We start from the raw sequence: 22,352 nt of genomic DNA on the forward strand, positions 1-22,352 counted from the left end.
TTGCATGAATTTAGCGATTATTCTTTTATTTTTCGTGTATAGCTTGTGTTGCTATAAGCTGTTGCTTGAGCTTATCCATGCTTTTGAAAAATGCATCTTCCAGGCTTTTTAGCTTTTTATCTGTATTGTCTATGCTAGCACTATTTGTTGTTTTGAGATTGCCTAGCTCAGTACTGAGCTGGTTTATGGCTCTGTTGTTGGTCGCTGCTTCGTTAGTTTGCTCTGAGATATGTTGCTGAATCTGCTTAAGCGTCAACAGGGCTTCTTTATTGTTTTCCAGATTTGATTTGTTGAGTTCCAGCTGTTTCTTTTCCTGTTGCTCTGCTCGTTGATCGCGCTCTTTGAGTTGCTGTCTCAGATCGTCGATTTGTCTGATCCAGTATTGCTCTGAATCGGTGCTGCGTTTTCGTTCTTCATTAAGCTGTACCTCAAACTGTGAAAGAGCACTGCAGAGATCGGAGTACAGCTGCTCATTCTTACTCGTCAGAGTTTGTGTGAGGGTGCTTATTTTTTTCTCATAGCTCTGACTCAGGGCTTGAAGCTTGTCTTGTTGCGTGTTGAGTTCTTCCTGTGTGTTCTCAAGTCTCTGGTTTAGGACCTCTTTCTCATCGAGAGACGCTTCCAGTTTTATCTCGGCTATTCCGGCCTGCTTCTCCAGTAAGCGGATCTCTCTGAGAAGTGCTTCATTTTTATCCTCCAGCCACTTGTTGCGTTTCTCCGTGGCGAGACTTTGTTCTATAGCGTTCTGCTTTTCAGATTCGGCTTTATCCAGTGTTTTCTGGATCTCCTGTTTGTAGCTTTCAAGCTCTTTGGTGGCATCCTCCCTTGCTTGCTGCCATACCGCCTGGACCATGCTGTTCAGATTGTCTGGTGCTGCTGTTCCACCGGCAATCATGGGTTTTTGCTGCCTCTCAACTCTCCAGCGCTTCAGATGCTCCGATATGGTGGTGAAACTACCGGTTCCGAGTCGTTCCCGTAAACCTGCAATAGTCGGGTTCAGTCCCTCTGATTGCATCTCATCGATAGCTTGCTTTACATCGTTATAGCTAATGCCATTTCTCGCCATTTTCCGCTAATTCCTGATCTGGTAACGCACACATAGGTCATTAATAAATGATATTACGTATTATGTATTACGTATAAAATATAATCAAATCTACCTTTAATTCACGGTAACTCTAATAACCGTGAATTTTAATGATTACACTGCTAAAATAAGATGGTGCTGAAGCCATGGCACTCGCTGGGGCTTATAGGGCAAGCAAAGGGTCAAAATAACGGGTAGCTGGCAGAAAATGACTGACTTAATAAAGAGAGAAGGCGCAGCTGATGAGGGGGCGGGAACGGGTCGAGCTAAACCGGTTCAGGCCCACCGGCTTGTACCTTTAGAAAGACTGCTGGTTGATCGGGTGCAGATACCCGAGTCTTTAAATGGGCGATTTGGCGCTAACAGAAATGAGATGGCCCCTCAGATTGCTGCAAACACCGACCTTGAAGCTGTTCAGAGCTGGCTGCTTGAATACCAGGACTCTCCTGAGACCTTCCGTAGTTATCGTCGAGAGGCAGAGCGTCTCATCCTCTGGTGTTGGTATCAGCAAGGAAAAGCGTTATCTGATCTTAACCGGCAGGATATTGCGGACTATCAGGCTTTTATAAAAAAACCTGAGCCTGAAGGTCAGTGGTGCGGAGAGCCTTGCGCCAGAACATCTCCAGACTGGAAGCCTTTTAAGAGAGGGCTGAGTGCTAACAGTCAGAAGCAGACCATCACAATTTTAAAAGGCCTTTTTAGCTATCTGCGTGATGCCGACTATCTCAGGGGTAACCCTTTTGCGCTGATTCGACAGAAACAAGGACAGAGTTTGGCCCTGCAGCAATCGAAAAAGGTTGAACGCTATCTTGAACAGACCGATATTCAGCTTATGTTTAAGCGTTATGAGGCTCACGGAGCTGAGATTGAGGCATCGTCAGGTAAGTCTGAACGTGAGTTTATGCGGGAAAAAACACTGCTTTATTTTCTTTACTATCTTGCCCCAAGGGTAAGTGAAGTTGCCAGCTGTAGAATGGGAGATTTTTTTCTGCGGCGTGGGCGTTGGTGGTGGCGGGTTCTGGGTAAAGGTAAAAAGTATGCTGAAATTCCCGTGCCGGAGCCGTTGATGGCTCAGGTTCGGCGGTATCGAGCATTCCTTGGTTTGTCGCCAGAGCCCGAGGTGGGTGAGGAGGGTGCTTTCATTCGCTCCACCCGCGGAACAAATTCAATTAGCGCGAATATGATTTACCGGTTGAGCAAAAAAATCCTCAAAGATACCGCAGATAGTATTGAGGAGCACTTCCCTGAGTCCGCAGCCCGAATGCGCGCTGCTTCGACACACTGGTTCCGGCATACAGCGATTACTCATCTGGCGGACAGAGGCATTGATTTGCGCCTGGTCAGCAAAACGGCCCGGCACAGTCAGTTGGAAACCACAGCGGTCTACTTTCATACTGAAGAGGAAGCTTGGCACGATGCCATTAACCCTGCGGATAAGGTTGAATAAAGTATTGCCGGGGTTCTCTCTGCCTCGGGACTGACGAAACTTTTAACGGCTGCTATACTCGCGTCTTTCGTTAGACAGCGATCTGTTGGGCCGGTTGGCCTTCTATGCAGAGGCTATCCTTTATCGCTTTTTACCTAAATACAAATATTGGAAGGCAGCGTTATTATGTCCGAAATCAATCAGGCGCAGTTAGATCTTGTTGATGAGTTTGAGTTTTTTGACGATTGGATGGACAAGTATCAGTACATCATTGATATGGGAAAGAAGTTGCCTGAATTTCCGGATGAGTGGAGAACGGATCTTAATAAAATTGATGGTTGCCAGTCTCAGGTCTGGATCCACCATGAATTTGCTGATGGCAAAATTAAACTATATGCGATTAGTGATGCTGCAATTGTTTCAGGCCTGATAGCGATGTTGTTACGCATCTATGATAACCGCAAGCCTGCTGATATTTTGGCGACCACACCTGAATTTTTAGCGAAGCTGGGGCTGGATAAACACCTGAGTCCGACACGTAGCAATGGCCTGCACGCTATGCTGCAGAGAATCGGTGAGCTGGCGACCCATTACGCCTGATTAAGGTTTGGCTGAGCAAAAAGGCTGCGGGATTGCCCGTCAGCCTTTTTTAGTGGCATTGCGCTCACTGAAGAGGCGCTGCCTGGGGTACTACCGGCCCGCTATGAAAACGGAAGGTATCATCGTCAGCTTCAATCAGCTCTTTTTCAATCTGAGCAAAGAAAGCGATGCGCTCATCAATAGAATCTGTTGCATACTGCTGAGCTAATTCAAGATAATCACGGTAGTGCCGTCCTTCTGATCGAACCAAAGAGCGGTAATATTTTGCCAGCGGTGCATCCAAATGAGGAATCAGGGCCATAAAGCGTTCGCAGGATCTGGCCTCGATAAATGCACCAATAATCAGCACATCAATAAGCTCATAAATACCTTTACGCATATGCTGGCGTAGACCTGATGCATAGCGGGCGGCACTGATATGTTCATACTTGATGCCGCGCTCCTCCAGAATGCCAACAACCTGCTCAAAGTGGAGTAATTCTTCGCGGGCCAATTGTGACATTTTTTTCAGAAGATCAGGCCGGTCGACATAGCGATACATCAGGTTCATCGCATTAGACGCTGCTTTTTTCTCGCACTGGGCGTGGTCGATAAGCAGGATATCAAGGTTTTCCAGTGCCTGTTCTACCCATAAATCAGGTGTTGGGCAGGGTAGGAATTGATAGATTTCTTCAAGCAAATCAGGGTTTTTCACAAATTAACCTGTCTGTTTCTTCTAAGATGGTTCGGTTTATCTTCTGGTAGATGATTTCCAGAAGGCGCGATGAGGTATGGTGTCGCCCTGTGTCAGGTGAGAGACCTCTGGCGTAATCGGTCAAAGTAAGGCCATAGGCTTCAATGTCCTGAATTCTGCTGGCACCCACTCTCAGGAGATCAACAATCCAGCACTCAGGGGCAAAGCGCTTAGTATAGCGAATCCGGTGCAGTTCAAGTTGTTGATGCAGTTGATCTTTATCAAGTAACTGGAAATATAGAGACACTGCATCGATCGTCAGTTGCTCAATGCGTTGCATAACCGATTCACGTGCCTGGGCTTCAGACCGACCCCAGTTGAGAATTTCATCTGAATGACGTTTGCAGCCTCGGCAAATCTGATCACCCAACGTTGTGCTGCAGATACCGATGCAAGGGGATTCAATTCGTGCCATGAGACTTAGATGTATCCGTATTTTTTGGATCTGAGCTACAGCTGATGTCATCTGTATCGGTGCATGAATGATCGGCACCAGGGTTGATAGACTTTATCCCGCTGTGTTTTGCGTGACTTTCCATAGGTTTTTTTGATTTCGGGTTGTCATCAGCGCAGCTATTGCAAGGGTGAGTTCCATTATGCCAGTAGCCTTTTTCAGGCACCGGATCGTAACCTCCTTTGGCCAGAGGGTTACAGCTCACAATACGTTTAACAGCCAGAATTGTTCCCTTAATCGCACCATGCGTTTCCAGTGCTTCCAGTGCATAGCTGGAGCAGGTTGGGTAATAGATACAACGATTGGGCAGCAACGGACTGATCATATAGCGATAGATATGAACGAAGAGTTTCAGCAGATATTTCATAAACCCTTCCGATGAATTGGCCTCGCTTTATTGCTACTTGCCATAAAGCGCTTCTGGGCTGATCAGTGGTTCCGAATTAACCCGTAATTCATCCTGATCAGCAACGGCATAAAAACAGCTGCGACGTCCGGTGTGGCAGGCAGGGCCAATCTGATCAACTAGCAGGAGCAGGGTGTCACCATCACAATCTATACGAAGTTCCTTGAGATGCTGAATTTGACCGGATGATTCACCTTTCCGCCAATAAGCCTGACGGGAGCGCGACCAGTAGCAAACACGCTGTGTTTTTAAGGTTTCTTTAATAGCGTCGAGATTCATCCACGCCATCATCACAACTTCATGGGTATCGTACTGTTGAGCAATAGCAGGGATCAAACCATCAGCGTTAAATTTCAGGTGGTTAAGTGCTGTCTCCAGATCAAAGCTTTGATTGAGCTCCGCCTTTTCGAGCAGTTTCCAGTTGAATGGGACGCTTGTCATAATAAAGCCTTAATTCCGGTTAATCGTGATGGTTTTAATCTCGGTCTGGTAAACTAGGTTTTGATTTTATCTAATACCCTGCTTCAGGCCTGCGTTTTGCTGTCCAAAGGTTTTTTTCGGGCAGCCACTATAGCAGAAACAGTAAAAGTTGCAGCCGCCAGCAAAATGATACAGGCACCGGCGGGCAGGTCCGGTTGGTAAGAGATAGCCAAACCTCCAGAGGTAAACAGCAAGCCAAGTAACGATGCCAATCCCATCATGCTGGCGAGTGTTCTGGTGTAGTGTCCTGCAATAGCTGCCGGAAGCGTAAGCAAGGCGATCACAAGAATCAGCCCTACGACCTGAATCATCAGAACGACAGTTAAGGCAACAATGCATAAAAGTAATAAATAAAGCACGTTGACAGGGAGTCCGCGCAACTTGGCAAACTGAGGGTCAAAAGCGACGGCCTGAAAAGGGCGATAGAGCAGGGCAATGGCGACTACAATGACGGCATCCATGCCGGCCATTAACCAGAGGTCATTCTGGGCAACCAGGAGGATATTGCCAAAAAGATAGCTCATCAGATCAACCTGATACCCAGGTGTTTGACTGATAAAAATGATACCAATCGCCATGCCGGCAGCCCACAGGGCACCTATCAGCGTGTCTTCACGCTCTTGCCAGTATAGTTTGACCATGCCGATGATGAGTGCGGAAATAACTGCTGCAATCAGAGCGCCAATAAAAGGCGAGCCACCGAGGTAGTAGGCGACACCCATACCGCCCATGACGGAGTGTGCAATGCCTCCGGCCAGATAACTGATCCGCATGACTACAACATAGCTACCGATCAGCCCGCAGGCAATACTGGTCAGAACACCCGCTAGCAGTGCATTCTGCAGAAAGGTTTGTTCAGTTACTGCGGAAAAAAATTCCATATATGTATACCGTGAATGATCAACAGAGGGCTATCTTCAGATAGAGTGGGTGTGATGGTGAATCATATGAATATGATCGCCATACATCTGCTCAATCACGTCTGGAGTAATGGCATGGGTTTCGTGACATAGCAGTTCTTTATTGAGACAGGCAACCCGGTCAACGTAATTCGTGATAAAACCGATATCATGGGAGATCACAATAATCGACATGCGTTTGTTGAGCTCTTTAAATAGCTCGAAAACGCCTTTTTCCTGATGAGAATCAACACTGGCGGTAGGCTCGTCCAGCAAAAGGAGTTCAGGTTCTGTTGCTAAAGCCCTAGCGATCAGAACGCGCTGCAGCTGACCTCCGGAGAGTTGATCCAGAGTGCGTTGAGCAAATTCCGCTATGCCTGTTTCCTGCATAACTCTCAGGGCGATAGCCTTATCTTCTTTGTTGTAACGTAGCCACAGCTTACCAGGTCGAATCCGGCCCATCAGAACGGTTTCTTCAACGGTAATCGGGAAGTCACTGGGAAATCTGGCAAACTGAGGAACATAACCGAGTTTACGGCAAACCTTTTGCGGGTTGGAACCAAAAATACGTACGTCGCCATGATCCGGTTTTATCAGACCCATAATAAGCTTGAGCAAGGTGCTTTTACCGCCACCATTAGGGCCAACAAGCCCTAAAAACTCACCTTCGCGCATAGCAAATGTGATCTCCTTCAGAACAGGAGAGGTCTGGTAGCGAAAGCTTACATTATCAAACTCGACAATGTTTTTTGCAAAGCGGCCCATTAGTGCCAGGACTCCAGTAATTGCTCGCTCAGTTTTCGAATGGCCTTAGGTAAGTTTTCCGGCAGAGGGTCTGCTTTAACAACCCGTGCTCCAATGTTCTCTGCTATCCGTTCAGCGGGTTTTTGATTGAACTGCTCCTGAACCAGAATTACCCTAATATTTTCAGCTTTGGCTGTTTCTGACAGTCTTACCAGTTGACGGGCAGACGGTGATTTACCCTGATATTCGATTGCAATCTGCTTAAGATGGTAGCGAGCGGCAAAATGTCCCCAAGCCGGATGAAATACCATAAAGGTTCGGCCTTCATAGGGTTCCAGTAATTCATGTACTTCATGGTCAAGTGTTTTAAGTTCGCTAGCTAATGATAAATAACCTTGCTCAAATATTTCTGCAGCCTCAGGGCGCAGTTCTTTCAGGGCATCCGTCATAATCCGGGCTTGAGAGAGAGCCTTCATAGGGTCCATCCAGATATGAGGATCCAAGCCTTCATGATTATGACTTTCATGGTCATGTGAGTGCTCATCATGACTGCTGTGCACTTCATGATCATGGGGTTGGTCTTCATGATGGTCATGACGAGAGATATAAGCTGCTTTTGCAGATGCAGAACCGGCTAAAGTATCAACCAGACGCATTTCTGAATTAAGCCGGCTGATTCTCGGCAGCCAAACCTGTTCAAAGGGGACACCGGTCGTCATAAGCATCTGAGCTTTAGCCAATCGCGCCATTTGTCGCGCAGAGGGATCGTAACTATGCGGATTATGTCCAGGCTGAACTAGTACTTCGATATTGACCTGATCTCCGGCAATTTTCTGAAGCAGATATTTCTGAGGTGACACACTGACAAACACTAAAGGTTTGTCAGCCGCTAAACTGACCGGAGAGACAAGCAGCATCAGAAAAGCGATAAAACACAGGGCTGATGATAAGAGGGCTTGTTGTTGGTATGTTGAAAATCTGACGCTCATTTAGCGTTCATGCTCCTGCATACAGAGGGCCAAAGAGGTGAAAGGCTGGCCAAAATTAGAGAGGTGTTGTTAGATACCCTAATGTTACAACATAACGTGCCGGACGTCAGGGGCGAATCTTACAAGATTAAAAGAAACTGTCCAGTCCAGTCTTTTGTAACCTTACAAGAAACCAGCTCTTATTTAACATAATATGCATTATGCAAATATTTGGTTTGCCCGTAACACATCCTACCTGTCAATATTAACCCGATGTCATTATCCTTACCTTATGCTCAATATATTTGTTCATCTTCATCATCATCCAAAAGAGCTTGTTGAACACTATGAAAAAACTGTTGCTGATTGAGGATAGCAACCTCTTTGCTAAGGCTATCTTCCGTGAACTGGCTATTAATAACTACTATGAAGTCCATCATGCAGCATCGATGACTGAGATGATGGCGCTTTTGGCTAAGCATGATTATTACGTTGCTATTGCCGATCTGGTGCTACCGGATGCCAGCAGCGGCGAAGTTATCTATAAACTGATTGGGCTGAATATTCCGGTTGTATCATTAACGGGGTCGTTTGCTGACGGTTTGCAATCCTCTATTTCATCCCTCCCCATTGTGGATTATGTCATTAAAGAAAGTCGGAATGATATCGCTTACGCGGTTCGTTTAGCTGAGCTAATGCTGTTCACCCGAAGTATGAAAGTCTTGCTTGCCTACGGGGACGATAACGAGATGACAGTTGTTGCAAATCACCTTCTCCCGTATCGCTTTGAGCTGATCTGTGTGTCCAGCATCGTGGAGGCAAAGAATAAGCTGTCGATGCATAAAGATATCGACTTAGTCGTAAGTGATGAGTCTCTTTTGGATGGGACGGGCTTAGAGCTGGTTCGGATGGTGCGCCGAGAATGTGATGAGCTGGGCCTTCCAATTATATTTACTCTGGAAGAGCAAGGCCCTGCATTTGATGCGAAATTACTAAAGTCAGGGGTTAATGACTTTGTTGTGAAGCCTTTCTCACGAGAAGAACTCTGCAGTCGCCTAGTGAATCAGATCAATAACCGCAGCCGTTACAAGCAGGTTCAGAACTATGCTGATGCGGTTGACCGCTACATTATCACATCCAGCACGGATGAACTGGGTACTATCCGGTCGGTAAGTCAGGCTTTTTGCGATATATCCGGTTATAGCCGGGAAGAATTGATTGGTCGTAATCATAATATTGTGCGCCACCCTGACATGAAAGATGAGATTTACAGAGAGCTTTGGCAGACAATTAATTCAGGCCGAAGCTGGCAAGGTGAACTCAAAAATCGCAAAAAAGATGGTTCCTTTTACTGGGTTGATGTTCATATTGATCCAATATTTGATGCTGGCGGGGCTATCATTGGCTTTACTGCAATTCGCCAGGATATTACGGATAAAAAATATATCGAAGAGCTTTCGGTAACGGACCCGATGACGGGCCTGTATAACCGCCGCCACTTTAACAAGGCTTTTTCGGAGGTTGCGAAAGAAGCTGTGGAGCGAAAACATAAACTGGCATTTCTGATTTTCGATGTTGATCACTTTAAAGCTTATAACGATCACTATGGCCATCAGGCGGGTGATGATGTTCTGACAAAAATGGGTCAAACGATTTCAGACTTTGCCAGCCAGCATGATGCCTATGCATATCGTTTAGGTGGTGAGGAGTTTGCCCTGCTCTTTCAGGCAATCTCAGATAATGAGGCTGTCACCCAGGCTGAGTCTCTGCGTACAGCGATTGAGAATCTGGCCATTGAGCATAACTATAACTCAGCAGCTGATGTCGTCACGGCCTCATTTGGGTTGTATCTGCAGTTCGGACCAGCTGATGTGGCCGAAACCTACAAACTTGGGGACAAGGCACTATATGACGCCAAAGAAACAGGGCGTAATAAAGTTGTAACATATATTTAAGCTTCTTTGTTTGAGGTTTAAATGCCCTCTGATCTGATTTTTGTGCAACTGGGAGTGCGATTCTTGGTATAGATCAAAGTTGTAGGCAAATGTTAACGGTAATCTTAAGCCTATGTTCATATTTTAAGGTATGCTTAAACTATGCTGCGGTTGCGTTGTTATAATGTTTTTTTGCCCAGGCAGCTGTTTTAAGCCGTATTACATGACATGGAGGTAGTTGTGTCCCAGCTATTGATTCGCTATTCCCGAATTCTTGAAATCGTTGGCGATATCGTCAAAGTTCACGTACCTACCTCTGACAGTGGTAACTCTCAGATCTCTTTTGGTGACCTGGCTCTGATTGAAAGTCAGGACGACGGCGCCGATATCTTACCTAGGACAGCCCAGGTTATTCTTCTGGATGGTGAAGATGTATCGCTTCAGGTTTTTACCGGAACGAAAGGGCTGTCTACACATTCAGTTGTTCGTTTTCTGGGCCGCCCGATGGAAGTAACCTTCTCCCCCAATATTCTTGGGCGTACCTTCTCCGGTACTGGGGCGCCGATTGACGGTGGCCCTGCCCTAACCGATGAACCTCGTATTGAGATTGACGGGCCTACGGTCAACCCGGCCCGGCGTATTCTCGCTTCTCACATGATCAGAACAGATGTCCCTATGATCGATGTGTTTAACTGTCTGGTCGAGAGTCAAAAAATTCCGATTTTCTCTGTTGCCGGTGAGCCCTATAACCAGTTGCTTGCCCGTATAGGTGCTCAGGCTGATGCGGATATTATCGTCTTTGGTGGTATCGGCCTGATCTTTGATGATTACTATTTCTTTAAACGCACCTTTGAAGAGGCCGGAGCGTCGGCTCGTACCGTTATGTTTGTGCATCAGGGCTCAGACCCTACCGTTGAGGCCCTGCTTGTACCAGATATGGCCCTTGCTGTAGCAGAGCGCTATGCGGTTAACGAAGGTAAAAGAGTTCTTGTCCTGCTGACCGATATGACCGCCTATGCTGACGCTCTGAAAGAAGTTGGTATTTCCATGGAGCATGTGCCGTCTAACCGGGGTTATATCGGTGACCTATACTCTCAGCTGGCCCGCCGCTATGAGAAAGCCTGTGATTATAAAGGTGCTGGCTCCGTTACTATTCTGTCAGTGACGACTATGCCGGGTGACGATGTTACCCACCCAGTGCCGGATAACACCGGCTATATCACTGAAGGGCAGTTCTATCTCCATAACGGTGTGATTGACCCTTTTGGCTCACTCTCCCGCCTTAAACAGCATGTGATCGGTAAAGTGACCCGAGAGGATCACAGCCAGATTATGAATACCCTGATCCGTTTTTATGCAGCATCACAGGATGCTGAACAGAAGCAGGCGATGTCATTTGAGCTGAGTGAATTTGATGAGCGGGTTCTGAAGTTTGGTCGACTGTTTCAGGCAACCTTCATGGACATTGATGTCAGTATGCCACTTGAAGATGCTCTCGATGCGGGCTGGTCCATTCTGGCACAGTGCTTTAAGGAAGAAGAACTGCTGATGAAACAGAATCTGGTGGATAAATATTTCCCTAAGACAAGCGAAAAAGATCCCTCCCCGGAAAACGCCTGACAGGAGTTAAAGCGTGGGTAAGCTGGCACTGAATAAAAGCACCCTTAACAAGGAAGGCCGAAAGGTTAAGGCTTATCGGAAGTTTGTTCCGGCCCTTGATCTTAAGCGCAAACAGCTTCTTGCTGAGCGGGCCAGTTCACGTAAAGCGATGACAGAAGTTGAGCATAAGCTGGAAACTTTACGTTGTCAGGTTCGTGAACAACTTCCAATGCTGCCTACCTATAAAGGCAGCGTTGATCAACTGGTTGAGATTAAAGATTTTTCCCTCCGCCAAGTCAATTTAGTTGGAATTCGCCTGCCGGAATTAGACTCAGTTTCTTTGCAGGTCCGCCCCTACTCGTCACTGGCCACAGAGCACTGGCTTGATCCTCTTGTTTCACTTTTGAAACAAAATGTGGAGTTACAGCTCAGGCAACAGATACTTAATAAGCGTATGGAGTTGCTGGAAGCCGGCCTGAGAAAGACAACTCAGCGCCTTAACCTGTTTGATAAGGTTCTGATTCCACAGGCTGAGAAAAACATCCGGAAAATTCGTATCGCACTGTCTGATAGTGAGCGAGCAGGTGTTGTGACGTCAAAAATTGCTAAAAATAAGCGGCTTAAGGCGGGTATAGCATGAGTATTCTTCAGCTTAAAAAAGCCACTGTCATTGGAATGAGTCAGGACAGAACAAGCATCCTTGATGCTATTCAGGCTTTAGGCGTTATGCACATCATTCCTTTGGCTGGCTCCAGTGTAAAGCAGACTGCCGAACCGGAAGATACAAATCCTGAGTTACTAAAGCGCTCTCTGCAATATTTGCTGAACTGTCCTCAGAAAAGACGACAGGTGACCCGATACCACCAGTTAGACCTGAATAAAATCCTCCATCAGGTCGATCTGAACCGCCAGAAACGGATCAGGCTGAGTGAAAAAAGGGATTTCCTCGAACAGCGTATTAAAGACCTTGAACCCTGGGGAGAGTTTACACTTCCGAATCTGGCCGATCTTAATCATGAGAAGCTTTGGTTCTATCTGGTTCCTAATTACAAAATCAAGGATGTGGAAGAATCGCATCTTCCCTGGGTAGAAGTATATCGCGATAACCGCCATACCTATATTGTCGTTATTGCTCAGGAAGAACCCAATCCTAGTCTTATGCCCGTTGCCAGGACACATACCGGATACATTCCCCTCAGCCAATTAAGGGAGCAACTGGAAGAAGCAGAGATCCAGCTGGAAACAGCAGATGGCGAACGTGAGGCCCTGACCCGCTGGATCTATCTTCTGCAGCATAGTGTAGCCAGTACAGAGAACCAGGCGCGGCTGGAAGACGTTTCCAGTCAGACCCGGGACTATGATGAAGTATTCGCTTTACAGGGGTGGATTGCGGTGCGTGATCTACCCCTTCTGGAAGATTTCGTTGAGGCGCAAGGGCTTGTTCTGACGGCAGAAGATCCGGCGGATGATGAGAACCCTCCCACCTTTCTGGACAACCCCGATGTTTATGGCGGTGGGCAGGAAGTTGTCAGCTTTTTTCAGACACCAAACTACCGCAGTTGGGATCCTTCCCGTGTGGTGTTTTTTTCCTTTGTCAGTTTTTTTGCCATCATCATGTCAGATGTCGGCTATTCCCTATTGTTTGGCGGCATTATTGCCTGGAAATGGAACACGATGGGCGAAAGTGAGACTGGGCGTCGCCTCAGAGCGATGGGGCTTGCCCTCACCGGTGCCGGTGTCCTTTGGGGGGTATTGGTTGGCAGTTATTTCGGTGCGGCAGCCCCGTTTGCCTTGTTAGGCGATCTTAAACTGCTCGACCTGAATGATTTTGACAGCATGATGGCGCTTTCCATCACGATTGGTGCTTTGCACCTGGTTCTGGCAAACCTTCTGATGGCCTGGGTTCGTCGGAGGAGTTACCAGGCCTTGTCATCTGTGGGCTGGGCCGTTTCGGTTTCTATTGCACTTACTGGATGGTTAACAGGTTTTAGCACCCTGCACTGGGTTGTGTTTGGTGCGGGGTTAATGCTGGTGCTTCTTTTTTCCACAGAGGATCAGGGGTTTAGCCTCAGTCGATTGATATCCGGGCTTTTGGCACTGACCAATGTCACTAAGATTTTTGGTGATGTTCTGAGCTATCTGCGCCTTTTTGCGCTGGGGCTGGCCAGCGCATCCCTTGCCATTACGTTTAACCAGTTGGCCGCTGATGTGGGTAATGCGCTGCCGGGCATTGGTTTTTTACTTCATATCCTGATTTTACTGGCCGGCCACTTGCTGAACTTCGTTTTAACCGTCGTCAGCGGTGTTATTCATGGCCTGCGCCTTAATCTGATCGAGTTTTATAACTGGAGTCTGGCTGATGAAGGCTACCCCTTCCAGCCGTTTTCAAAACAGGAGGTAACACCTTGGATAACCTGATCTTAGCCCTGGGATGGGCAGGTTTGTACGGCCCGATGGCAATGGGAGCAATTGGTAGCATGATTGGCTGCTCTCTGGCAGGACAAGCTGCAGCAGGGGCGCTACTGGAAACTGAAACGGGTCATGGGCGCTACATTGGTATCTCGGCGATGCCCTCCTCTCAGTCAATTTACGGCATCGTTGTGATGTTTGCATTAAATCGTGAATTGACCCTTGGTAATGCTCCGGGTTTAGCCGCAATTGGACTGCTTTGTGGTCTGGCCCTAATGTTTAGTGCGATCTATCAGGGTCGTAGCTGTGCATCCGCGATCAATGTATCGAAAATTCGTCCTGAGATTTTTGGTATGTCACTGGCACCGGCCGCAATTGTAGAAGGCTTCGCAGTTTTTGCCTTTATCTTCGCCCTGGTTATCAGTGCTGGTATTCCGGCCTGACCTGCCCAACCTGAAGAGAGACGCGTAATTATGACGGATATTGAAAAAAACCACGCCTCTTCCGGTATTGATGCTCTGGTCGAGAGACTCCGCCAGGAGGGAGTCGATAAAGGGCGTACCGAGGCAAACCAGATATTACGGGATGCTGAGAAAGAAGCGGATCTTCTGCTGAAGCAGGCCCGGGAAGAAGCCGATACTATGCTCGCAAAAGCAAAGCGTGAAGTGGCTCAGAAGCGTCAGGCCGGTGAGGATGCCCTCAAAATGGCAGCCAGAGATCTTTTGCTTGATGTAAAAGAGAGCCTGGCCAGAAGCTTTACTGATCAGGTTGAGCGCCTGATTGAACAACAGATGGATAACCGTGAATTTGTTCAACGAATGGTGCTTGAGCTCGTTGGACGGACCGCTGCAGATGCGGGCCTTGATGAAGCAGACAATATTGAAGTGCTATTGCCGGAAAATGTGATTGGGTTGGATGAACTCCGGCGCAATGCTGATGAGTACAAAACAGGGCGCCTCAGTCAGTTTGTCCAATCTCTATCCGTTGAGTTACTCAGGGATGGTGTGAGTTTCAGTACTCATAGTGGTTCTGGCATTCGTGTCCGGTTGGTGGGTAAGGAAGTTGAAGTGGATCTGACCGACAGCGCAGTGTCGCAGTTACTGCTACGACACTTGCAGCCTCGCTTCCGGGCTTTACTTGAGGGAGTTATTCGCTAGTGAGCTACTACACTCTGGTCGCTGCTCTGCCGGACCTGCCCCCACTGTCAAAGTGTAAACAGATGCCGATCTCCCGGATTGCCCTGAATCGTCGTCTTTCTATGCTAAGCCATGAAGATCAGCAGCAGTTAAAATTGGCTGAGGATCTCTATTATTTTGATTCGGAACAGCTGGAAAAGCGCTCGGATCAGGCATTAGTTTACCAATGGCAGAACCAGTTAAGTCAGATTGAATCAGGTGTGGTACGTCAGTGTATCCAAAACCGTCTCGAGTGGCAGAGTTTACTGGCTGCAATGCGCCAACGGCAGCAGAGTGATCAGGGCCCCGAGGAATTTTATGGGCTGGGTCGCTGGACCAACCGCATTCGCCAGCACTGGTCAGAGCCAGCATTTGGTCTGGAAGGCGCATTGCCTTTAATGACTGAGCTTCAGCCCTTGGTGCAAAAAGGTGCGGCCGGGGAGATAGAGCGCCAGATCAATAACTGGCTCTGGCATGATCTTTTGCGTGCTGAACGCCGCCACCATTTTACATTAGAAACGGTGATTTGCTTTGTATTACGCTGGGAGCTAGCTGAAAAGCAGATACGAAATGACGGAGATCAGGCCATTAATACCTTTGAGTCTATGGCTGAGGTGCTACTTTCTGCGCCCGTCATCAGGGAACACATAGAATCAGCCTTTGAGGAACTTTCCTAATGAAGGATGTAAAGATTACAGCACGGGTGACCGGCGTGCGTGACGACATTGTCACCTTGCGGCTGGAAAAGGATGAAAAGGGTAATTTCTATCCTCTGATCAAAAATGAAGTGGTTTATATTTGCCCATCTCGTGTACCACAGGATAACCGTCAGGAATATCTGCAGGCAGAAGTCTTGCGGGTGCGTCATGGTGAGGCGGATGTCCAGGTGTTTGAAAATACCCGAGGAGTTGCCGTTGGTGACCCTATACGTCAATCGGGCCAGATGCTCTCTGTTACTTTAGGCCCGGGTCTGTTGGGTCAGGTTTATGATGGTCTGCAGAATCCCCTTGAAATTATTGCCGGGCAGCATGGTTTCTTCCTGCCCCGGGGGCTGCAGGTTGATGGTATCGATACACAAAAACAATGGGCTTTCCAGCCGACGGTTAAAGCAGGTACCCGTCTGAAGGCTGGTGATCCGGTGGGGCATGTGCAGGAAGGTCGTTTTAAGCACAAAATTATGGTGCCCTTTAATCAGGTTGGTGAAGTTGAAGTGACCTGGATTCAGGAAGGCACTTTTACGACCACCACGCCGATTGCTCGCTTTAAAGATTCGAAAGGTAAAGAACATGAGCTGACCATGCAGCAGAAATGGCCCGTGCGTATTCCGGTTTGCCAGCCGCTGTTAGCACAACGCTATAGTCAGCGTGAGTACCCGGAGCAGCCACTGTTAACGTCAATCCGCCTGATCGACACTTTTTTTCCTATTGCCAAAGGTGGAACAGCCTGTATTCCTGGCCCATTTGGGGCGGGGAAAACAGTTCTTCAGGGGCTGATATCCCGTTTTTCTGATGTGGATATCGTGATTATTGTTGCCTGCGGTGAGCGTGCCGGTGAAGTGGTTGAAACCATTACCGAATTCCCTGCTCTACCAGATCCTAAAGGTGGCACCTTAATGGATCGTACGATCATTATCTGTAATACCTCATCAATGCCGGTTGCTGCCCGCGAAGCATCTATTTATACCGGTATCACATTGAGTGAATATTATCGTCAGATGGGTTACAACGCTTTGCTGATTGCCGATTCAACCTCCCGTTGGGCACAGGCGATGCGCGAAACTTCCGGGCGTCTGGAAGAGATTCCGGGTGAAGAGGCGTTCCCCGCCTACCTCGACTCCTCTGTTAAAAGTCTCTATGAACGTGCTGGCCTGATCCGGAATAACGAAGGTGAACAAGGTAGTCTGACGCTTATTGGTACGGTTTCTCCTGCGGGGGGTAACTTCGAAGAACCGGTGACACAATCTACTTTGCGTACCGTGAAAACCTTCCTGGGCCTGAGTGCAGACCGAGCCTATAAACGTGCCTACCCCGCTGTTGATCCTCTGATCTCCTGGTCCCGCTATCTTGAGCAGCTCAGTGGTTGGTATAACGAGCACCTGGATGCTCAATGGGTTGATGATGTGAAGCAGATGCAGGGACTGCTGACCCAAGGCGAAGATATTCAGCAGATGATGCAGGTGACAGGGGAAGAAGGTGTCACCTTACAGGATTTTCTGACTTATAACCGGGCGCAATGTCTGGATCAGGTTTATCTGCAGCAGGATGCTTTTGATGATGTTGATGCATCCACAGATATGTCGCGCCAGATGCGGATTTTCCGTCTATTAAAACGCTGCCTTTTTGAACACCCGAACATGGATGACAAGGATACCATCAGGGAGCATTTTACTAAGCTGGCAGGTTTTTTCCGTAATCTTAATTACAGTCATGAAGATGGGCCGGACTTTCGGCGCTACTGGAAGGAGATCCATAATTTGAATCACTTCCAACTGCTCGACGGAACTTTTGCTGAAGAATAATAGGTTGCGCTTGCAGCCGCGCAAAGCGAAACGGGAGCCCTGGTGGCTCCCGTTTTATTGACAGCAGAGTAATGTATGGACAGGCAAAAAATGAATGACAGCTTGTAAACTATAGTCGCTGCCGGGTCAGTAAATAGATGAAGTAACTGCCCCCAATCAGGGATGCCACGATACCGGCTGAAAGTTGAACCGGATAGAGCGCTACCCTGCCAATCCAGTCAGACAGAACCAAAAGCGACCCACCAACAATAGATGCCAGTACAATCTGAGGCAGTATTTTTTTTGCCCCCAGCAGGTAGGCCATATGTGGTGAAAGCAGCCCAACAAAAGAAACAGGCCCGATAATCGCCGTAATCATTGCACAAATACCTGCGATTAAGGTCAACAGCCAGGCTCGGGTCTTACCGATCTGAACCCCCCGCGATTGAGCGACATCATCACTGATTGCAATTAATGTTAATGCCCTATGCCATATAAGGGCTATGGCTGAGAGTATCAGTACGCCTGCTGCTAATATTACAGCCTGCTGAGCGGAAACCTTATAAGTTGATCCTGACATCCACAACAGCAGAGAAAAAACCTCATCAGTTCCGCTGGCGAGGGTGAACTGCAGTATTGCATCCAGTAAGGCGGTAAGCGCTATACCCGTCAACACCATAATACCGGGCGAGAACGACTGTCGTTTCCCCAGAAAAAGTAACAGAGCAAGTACAGCAAGACTACCCGCAAAAGCGATAACCGGGCTGAAAACTAACCACTGTGCGCCGAATATCAGGATGAATAACACAATACTAAGTGTTGCGCCGGCAGATAAACCCAGAATATCCGGGCTGGCCAGAGGGTTACGGATCAGGCGCTGCAGTACCGTGCCGGCAACGGCCAGACCAAAACCGGCAGCAAGTGCTGCCAGAACTCGGGGCCAACGTAATTGCCAGAGATACCCTTCCGGCCAGAACCAGCCCCAGCGTACCTGTGCACCTGAATCAACCAGAACCGTCTTAGGAAAAACAAAAAAAGCCAGGCAAAGGATTAGCAGACCTGTACCGGTGGCTAGTGCCCAGCCATAAGCCGGAGATTGTGTTAATACACTGACCTGAACAGAGTTCGGACTATCATTCCGTGTAGGGGGCTGTGCAGAGGCCTCAGAAGATTTAGCTCGATTAAGGGACAAAAGAATCAGAGCCGGTGCACCGATAAGCGCTGCAGCGGCTCCACTGGGCACTACCTGTCCAAAGAAACCTGTTGCCCGAAGAGCGATAATATCGGTAAGAGTTAACAGCAGGGCGCCCAGAAGAGCGCTGACGATCATTTCCTGACGAGATGAGTGGCCACAGAACTTCCGGGCGATCTGTGGGGTCAGCAAACCTATAAACCCGATAAGTCCAACCGCTGCAATAACGCTGGCGGTTAACCAGAGCGCTAATAACAATAACCCAATAATGACGGGGACGACTGCCAACCCTCTGCTTTGAGCACCCTGATCACCCAAGCGCATCAGCATCAGGGGGCGATGCGCAATGGCTACTAAAATCAAAAATGGGACGAGTCTGGGTAAAAGCCATTGAACTTTACTCCAGTCTCCCTGAGCAAGATCCCCTGCTCCCCAGATAAACAGGTTGCGTACATATTGATCATTCAATAGCACAACCGCTGACGCCAGAGCGCCAAATAGTAAGGATACTGCCATACCAGCAAGAACAATGGGCAATCCGCGAAACCCTGAATTACGGGCAACCAAAAGACTAAGGCCTGTCGCCAGAATTGCACCTGATAAAGCCCACCACTCTCGGTAATCGATAACTAAAGCCGGGAACAGTACAGAGCCGGCAACAATACCAAGCCAGGCACCCGATGATGCCCCCAGCGTCATCGGTGATACCAGAGGGTTCTGCAGGAGTTGTTGCACCAAGCTGCCAACCAGCCCGAGGGTTGCCCCGGCCAAAACAGCCATGATCACCCTTGGCATATGACTGTATACATACTCAAAGGCCGGGAAATCTTTGGGAGGCGTGCTGATCCAAAGTTGCCACTGTTGCAGAAGACCGAGATCTGTTCGGGTCTGGAGGTGCCAGATCACTACGGCTGCCAATGCTAACCCGCTAAAAATCCAGACAGGGTTAACACAGGAGATGACCCATTGCTTTAGTACACCTCCTCTGCGCTCTGATTCAAGATCAACAGTGGACATCAGTGCTGATCTCCTGAAGACGCAGCGTTTAGCTCAGTGGGTAGTTTCGTGAGTGACTCAACAAAATGCTCGGCCAGATAGCCTATCGATAATGCACCGCCATAAGTCCAGGTAGGCTTAACCGGTGCGATTCGACCCTCTGCAACCACGGGCATCATACGAAACAACGGCTGGCTGAAAAGCTGCTCTTCATGAGGAAGTGGCCGGATATACAGCAAAATTCCATCCATATATGCCAGCTCCCGGATTGGCTTCTGCACCTGCCCCCAGGTTGAGCTTGGGATTTCAATCGCAGCATCAATACCTAAAGCTTTAAGAGCGGCCAGCGGCATTGAGTTACTACCGTAGGCTCGCACATGATTAGCATCAGAGAAACGGATGACACTGACGTTAGGTACGGCACCATTAAAATGCTGGTTAACCTCCTCTTTGAGACGTGCCAATTTTTCCTGACGCTCCATAAGCCGTTTTTCTGCTACATCCTGCTTACCTAATGCAATGGCCAGTTGTCTGAATGAGTGCTCAATGGCATCGATATTGCTATGATCAGCACGGTAATTATCAAAAAACAGCACCGGAGCTATTGGGCTTAGGCGTGCGACCATATCCTGCTGCATACTGCCAACAACAATAAGATCCGGTTTTAGCTCAGCCAGACGTTCTATACTGGGTTCAGCTCGGGTGCCTACATCAACAACCTCGGTCGGAATTTCGGGGCGGGCAACCCAGGTTTTATAGCCATTAATATCTGCAACGCCTACAGGGGTTACCCCTAACTCAAGAACTTCTTCGGTTGAGCCCCAGTTCAGGGTGACGACACGGGTCGCCGGTTGCAGAAATTCGTGGGAGCCCAGGCTATCTTTGACCGTTGCGGCTTGGGTGATTTGAGGAAGAAGAGACACGATTACAAGTACAAGGGCGATCAAAAGCCGATAAAAAATAAGGTGTGTGTTACTAAAAGACATATCTGCCAATCTCTGTCATCAGATGGAACGAGGTTAGGCCACAACAGCAATATCATGGCCATGGGGGTGTTGAAGCGTCTGAATGGGCATATCATAAAGGGCTGTCAGGCTTTCGTTATTCATAAGAGCCTGGGGTTTATCATCAAAAATGATGACGCCTTGTTTTAATGCCAGAATCCGATCGGCAAACCTTGCTGCCAGATTAATATCATGCAATATGATCACAACACCGCGCCCTGTTGCTCGGTTAAGACGATGTAAAAGGCTCATCAGGGCATATTGATGTGAAAGATCCAGGGCTGAGGTCGGCTCATCCAGCAGCATATAGGGTGTTTGTTGGGCAAGAAGCATCGCGATCCATGCCCGCTGGCGTTCACCACCGGACATACGGTCTACGCTGCTTTGTGCATACTCATCCAGGTTTGTGTCTGAAATGGCCTGTTCAATAATTCTCTCATCATCCTGTTGCCAGCGGCCCAGAAGCCCTCGCCATGGGAAACGACCTAAGCGAACCAGTTCACGCACATTAAGGCCGTCAGCTGCAGGAAGGTGTTGTGGCAAATATGCAATATTGCGGGCCAGTGTTTTCTGATTCATCGTTGACAATGACTGGCCATCAAAAAGAATATCCCCCTGATCCGGTACGATTTGGCGCGCTAATAGCTTCATTAACGTCGATTTACCTGAGCCGTTATGGCCCAGAATAACGGTTATCTCTTTTTCATTAAGAGCGAGGTCATCAATAGCAAGAATCGTTCGTCCCTGCCGCTCGACCTGAATACTACTGAGGTGCAACATCTGAATGCCTGCGTGAAGTTTATGAATAAATAAATCTGAGGGTGCCGGAGATTAATGAATAGCCAAACCAGCTAAGCCTGGCTCCAACTTTCCTGAATAAGCCTGATTCGTTCTGGTATCTTATTTTTAGGGCAACTAGCGCATACCTCACCATCTGCTTTTCGGAAATGCTGGCAGCAGCCCTTGCGGTTAAGTGCCAGTCTTTCTCCTTCCGGGAATGCATCGCTCTGAAAAGGTATGCGCATCAGGCTACTTGCTCCTTCAAGTTCCAGCGCCTGAAGCCAGTATTCGGCTAAGGCTTCAGTCTGGGTATTCAGCAGCCGTGCATACGGTTGTGTTGCCGTCGCGACAGACTGGCTGCTAAGGCTTTGCAATAGCAGAAGCGTACTTAGAACACGGTCAGCAAAGAGGCGTCGGGCAAGGTTCCTGTTGATGGGGTAATAGACACTGATATCGTTGAGGCTCTGCTCAAGAAAAGTCTTAAGATGATGAGCTGGGTCGCAGAAAATATCAGTGCTCCCTACTTGAGCCCTGACGCCTGAATAATCACTGAACGCATTTTCCCCTAGAGATAACCCGGCGGCCATCTCCCCTTGCAGCCGGATACCGATACGAGAAAAATCGGGTGCTAGGTTAAATAAAGAAACCGAAGCTAACGTTAGTATGATGGGTTGCCAGGTCAGCATATTCCAACTCTGGGCTGCCCAATAGAAGCGCCCCGCTTCCGGGGAGGCATATTCAATAGCCTGATAAAGGCTTGTTATAAAGCTTTGATTATCTGCCCCCAGTATGTACTCATCTGCGTCAGGTTGACGAATCACAGGAGCCATGGCCGGCATATGATGTTCTATCAGGTGACACAACTCCCTGATCGCAGCCTGCGGATCGATTAGAAAGCGATCGTCACCCTCGCTCTGTAGTGTAGCTCTGCAGTTCATACATTTGCTCAATCAGTTCATGGCTTGCTTT

General features: G+C 48.2%; 22 protein-coding genes. 10 read left to right on the forward strand and 12 right to left on the reverse strand.

The features are described 5' to 3' along the window. Nucleotides 1–25 precede the first annotated feature (25 nt). The gene (locus tag ACN0R8_RS01060; protein ID WP_417594196.1) at nt 26–1,066 is read right to left on the reverse strand and encodes a DNA-binding protein; all 1,041 of its coding nucleotides are present in this window, start codon (nt 1,064–1,066) and stop codon (nt 26–28) included. Nucleotides 1,067–1,295: 229 nt separating this feature from the next. Between ACN0R8_RS01060 and ACN0R8_RS01065 the strand changes: the two genes are divergently transcribed. Further along, entirely contained in the window at nt 1,296–2,534 is a 1,239-nt protein-coding gene (locus tag ACN0R8_RS01065) for a tyrosine-type recombinase/integrase (protein ID WP_417594198.1), read from the forward strand. Between the two features lie 165 nt (nt 2,535–2,699). Further along, nucleotides 2,700–3,113 carry a SufE family protein gene (locus ACN0R8_RS01070; protein ID WP_417594200.1) on the forward strand — a complete coding sequence of 138 codons (414 nt, stop codon included), beginning with the start codon at nt 2,700–2,702 and terminating at the stop codon, nt 3,111–3,113. Between the two features lie 64 nt (nt 3,114–3,177). Here ACN0R8_RS01070 and ACN0R8_RS01075 read toward each other — a convergent pair whose 3' ends face one another. The 7 genes from ACN0R8_RS01075 to ACN0R8_RS01105 all read right to left on the reverse strand — a co-directional run bounded on the left by ACN0R8_RS01075 (nt 3,178) and on the right by ACN0R8_RS01105 (nt 7,818). Further along, nucleotides 3,178–3,807, reverse strand: coding sequence for a tRNA-(ms[2]io[6]A)-hydroxylase (locus tag ACN0R8_RS01075; RefSeq protein WP_417594202.1), 630 nt, complete (start codon nt 3,805–3,807; stop codon nt 3,178–3,180). Next, complete coding sequence (locus tag ACN0R8_RS01080) at nt 3,794–4,261, reverse strand: DUF1289 domain-containing protein (RefSeq protein ID WP_417594204.1); 468 nt, start codon at nt 4,259–4,261, stop codon at nt 3,794–3,796. Before ACN0R8_RS01080 ends, ACN0R8_RS01075 begins: the two co-directional genes overlap by 14 nt. Continuing rightward, entirely contained in the window at nt 4,248–4,667 is a 420-nt protein-coding gene (yidD, locus tag ACN0R8_RS01085) for a membrane protein insertion efficiency factor YidD (protein WP_417594206.1), read from the reverse strand. The genes ACN0R8_RS01080 and yidD overlap by 14 nt, the downstream gene beginning before the upstream one ends. Before the next feature lie 33 nt (nt 4,668–4,700). Continuing rightward, nucleotides 4,701–5,147, reverse strand: coding sequence for a phosphoribosyl-AMP cyclohydrolase (hisI, locus tag ACN0R8_RS01090; protein ID WP_417594208.1), 447 nt, complete (start codon nt 5,145–5,147; stop codon nt 4,701–4,703). 83 nt (nt 5,148–5,230) lie between these two features. Further along, entirely contained in the window at nt 5,231–6,067 is an 837-nt protein-coding gene (locus ACN0R8_RS01095) for a metal ABC transporter permease (RefSeq protein WP_417594210.1), read from the reverse strand. Nucleotides 6,068–6,103: 36 nt separating this feature from the next. Then, entirely contained in the window at nt 6,104–6,850 is a 747-nt protein-coding gene (locus ACN0R8_RS01100; protein WP_417594212.1) for a metal ABC transporter ATP-binding protein, read from the reverse strand. After that, nucleotides 6,850–7,818: a metal ABC transporter solute-binding protein, Zn/Mn family gene (locus tag ACN0R8_RS01105; protein WP_417594214.1), complete on the reverse strand. Its 969-nt coding sequence runs from the start codon at nt 7,816–7,818 to the stop codon at nt 6,850–6,852. Before ACN0R8_RS01105 ends, ACN0R8_RS01100 begins: the two co-directional genes overlap by 1 nt. A gap of 326 nt (nt 7,819–8,144) precedes the next feature. Here ACN0R8_RS01105 and ACN0R8_RS01110 point away from each other — a divergent pair, with 326 nt between their 5' ends. The 8 genes from ACN0R8_RS01110 (at nt 8,145) to ACN0R8_RS01145 (ending at nt 17,432) form a co-directional block, all read left to right on the forward strand. Beyond that, complete coding sequence (locus ACN0R8_RS01110; protein WP_417594216.1) at nt 8,145–9,752, forward strand: diguanylate cyclase domain-containing protein; 1,608 nt, start codon at nt 8,145–8,147, stop codon at nt 9,750–9,752. A gap of 219 nt (nt 9,753–9,971) precedes the next feature. Further along, a complete protein-coding gene (locus ACN0R8_RS01115) occupies nt 9,972–11,351 on the forward strand; it encodes a V-type ATP synthase subunit B (RefSeq protein WP_417594218.1) in 1,380 nt (459 codons plus the stop codon). Between the two features lie 13 nt (nt 11,352–11,364). Then, nucleotides 11,365–11,970, forward strand: a complete 606-nt coding sequence (locus tag ACN0R8_RS01120) for a V-type ATP synthase subunit D (protein WP_417594220.1) — start codon at nt 11,365–11,367, stop codon at nt 11,968–11,970. Continuing rightward, nucleotides 11,967–13,748: a V-type ATP synthase subunit I gene (locus ACN0R8_RS01125; protein ID WP_417594222.1), complete on the forward strand. Its 1,782-nt coding sequence runs from the start codon at nt 11,967–11,969 to the stop codon at nt 13,746–13,748. The genes ACN0R8_RS01120 and ACN0R8_RS01125 overlap by 4 nt, the downstream gene beginning before the upstream one ends. Continuing rightward, nucleotides 13,736–14,182, forward strand: coding sequence for an ATP synthase subunit C (locus ACN0R8_RS01130; RefSeq protein WP_417594224.1), 447 nt, complete (start codon nt 13,736–13,738; stop codon nt 14,180–14,182). The genes ACN0R8_RS01125 and ACN0R8_RS01130 overlap by 13 nt, the downstream gene beginning before the upstream one ends. 30 nt (nt 14,183–14,212) lie before the next feature. Beyond that, nucleotides 14,213–14,896 (forward strand): ATPase, encoded by a 684-nt coding sequence (locus tag ACN0R8_RS01135; RefSeq protein WP_417594226.1) that lies wholly within the window; start codon nt 14,213–14,215, stop codon nt 14,894–14,896. After that, a complete protein-coding gene (locus ACN0R8_RS01140; protein ID WP_417594228.1) occupies nt 14,896–15,591 on the forward strand; it encodes a hypothetical protein in 696 nt (231 codons plus the stop codon). Before ACN0R8_RS01135 ends, ACN0R8_RS01140 begins: the two co-directional genes overlap by 1 nt. Next, nucleotides 15,591–17,432 (forward strand): V-type ATP synthase subunit A, encoded by a 1,842-nt coding sequence (locus ACN0R8_RS01145; RefSeq protein ID WP_417594230.1) that lies wholly within the window; start codon nt 15,591–15,593, stop codon nt 17,430–17,432. Before ACN0R8_RS01140 ends, ACN0R8_RS01145 begins: the two co-directional genes overlap by 1 nt. Before the next feature lie 109 nt (nt 17,433–17,541). Here the strand turns inward: ACN0R8_RS01145 and fhuB are convergent, their stop codons facing one another. From fhuB to ACN0R8_RS01165, 4 genes are all read right to left on the reverse strand, one after another. Beyond that, the gene (fhuB, locus tag ACN0R8_RS01150) at nt 17,542–19,620 is read right to left on the reverse strand and encodes a Fe(3+)-hydroxamate ABC transporter permease FhuB (protein ID WP_417594232.1); all 2,079 of its coding nucleotides are present in this window, start codon (nt 19,618–19,620) and stop codon (nt 17,542–17,544) included. Next, a complete protein-coding gene (locus ACN0R8_RS01155) occupies nt 19,620–20,585 on the reverse strand; it encodes an iron-siderophore ABC transporter substrate-binding protein (protein WP_417594234.1) in 966 nt (321 codons plus the stop codon). Before ACN0R8_RS01155 ends, fhuB begins: the two co-directional genes overlap by 1 nt. Nucleotides 20,586–20,618: 33 nt before the next feature. After that, on the reverse strand, nt 20,619–21,383 hold the full coding sequence (locus ACN0R8_RS01160; RefSeq protein ID WP_417594236.1) for an ABC transporter ATP-binding protein: 765 nt from the start codon (nt 21,381–21,383) through the stop codon (nt 20,619–20,621). A 71-nt stretch (nt 21,384–21,454) separates the two neighbouring features. Further along, nucleotides 21,455–22,321 (reverse strand): siderophore ferric iron reductase, encoded by an 867-nt coding sequence (locus tag ACN0R8_RS01165; protein WP_417594238.1) that lies wholly within the window; start codon nt 22,319–22,321, stop codon nt 21,455–21,457. Nucleotides 22,322–22,352: the final 31 nt, after the last annotated feature.

The sequence above is a fragment of the Oceanospirillum sp. genome (assembly GCF_048265165.1).
In the GTDB taxonomy this organism is placed as follows: Bacteria; Pseudomonadota; Gammaproteobacteria; order Pseudomonadales; family Halomonadaceae; genus Oceanospirillum.

Excerpts from the sequence above, each read along its gene's own strand:
- yidD (WP_417594206.1), bottom strand. The coding sequence starts at position 4,667 with ATGAAATATCTGCTGAAACTCTTCGTTCATATCTATCGCTATATGATC.
- fhuB (WP_417594232.1), bottom strand. The coding sequence starts at position 19,620 with ATGTCCACTGTTGATCTTGAATCAGAGCGCAGAGGAGGTGTACTAAAG.
- ACN0R8_RS01155 (WP_417594234.1), bottom strand. The coding sequence starts at position 20,585 with ATGTCTTTTAGTAACACACACCTTATTTTTTATCGGCTTTTGATCGCC.
- ACN0R8_RS01070 (WP_417594200.1), top strand. The coding sequence starts at position 2,700 with ATGTCCGAAATCAATCAGGCGCAGTTAGATCTTGTTGATGAGTTTGAG.
- ACN0R8_RS01060 (WP_417594196.1), bottom strand. The coding sequence starts at position 1,066 with ATGGCGAGAAATGGCATTAGCTATAACGATGTAAAGCAAGCTATCGAT.
- hisI (WP_417594208.1), bottom strand. The coding sequence starts at position 5,147 with ATGACAAGCGTCCCATTCAACTGGAAACTGCTCGAAAAGGCGGAGCTC.
- ACN0R8_RS01165 (WP_417594238.1), bottom strand. The coding sequence starts at position 22,321 with ATGAACTGCAGAGCTACACTACAGAGCGAGGGTGACGATCGCTTTCTA.
- ACN0R8_RS01065 (WP_417594198.1), top strand. The coding sequence starts at position 1,296 with ATGACTGACTTAATAAAGAGAGAAGGCGCAGCTGATGAGGGGGCGGGA.
- ACN0R8_RS01080 (WP_417594204.1), bottom strand. The coding sequence starts at position 4,261 with ATGGCACGAATTGAATCCCCTTGCATCGGTATCTGCAGCACAACGTTG.
- ACN0R8_RS01160 (WP_417594236.1), bottom strand. The coding sequence starts at position 21,383 with ATGTTGCACCTCAGTAGTATTCAGGTCGAGCGGCAGGGACGAACGATT.
- ACN0R8_RS01105 (WP_417594214.1), bottom strand. The coding sequence starts at position 7,818 with ATGAGCGTCAGATTTTCAACATACCAACAACAAGCCCTCTTATCATCA.
- ACN0R8_RS01125 (WP_417594222.1), top strand. The coding sequence starts at position 11,967 with ATGAGTATTCTTCAGCTTAAAAAAGCCACTGTCATTGGAATGAGTCAG.
- ACN0R8_RS01110 (WP_417594216.1), top strand. The coding sequence starts at position 8,145 with ATGAAAAAACTGTTGCTGATTGAGGATAGCAACCTCTTTGCTAAGGCT.
- ACN0R8_RS01095 (WP_417594210.1), bottom strand. The coding sequence starts at position 6,067 with ATGGAATTTTTTTCCGCAGTAACTGAACAAACCTTTCTGCAGAATGCA.
- ACN0R8_RS01145 (WP_417594230.1), top strand. The coding sequence starts at position 15,591 with ATGAAGGATGTAAAGATTACAGCACGGGTGACCGGCGTGCGTGACGAC.
- ACN0R8_RS01135 (WP_417594226.1), top strand. The coding sequence starts at position 14,213 with ATGACGGATATTGAAAAAAACCACGCCTCTTCCGGTATTGATGCTCTG.
- ACN0R8_RS01100 (WP_417594212.1), bottom strand. The coding sequence starts at position 6,850 with ATGGGCCGCTTTGCAAAAAACATTGTCGAGTTTGATAATGTAAGCTTT.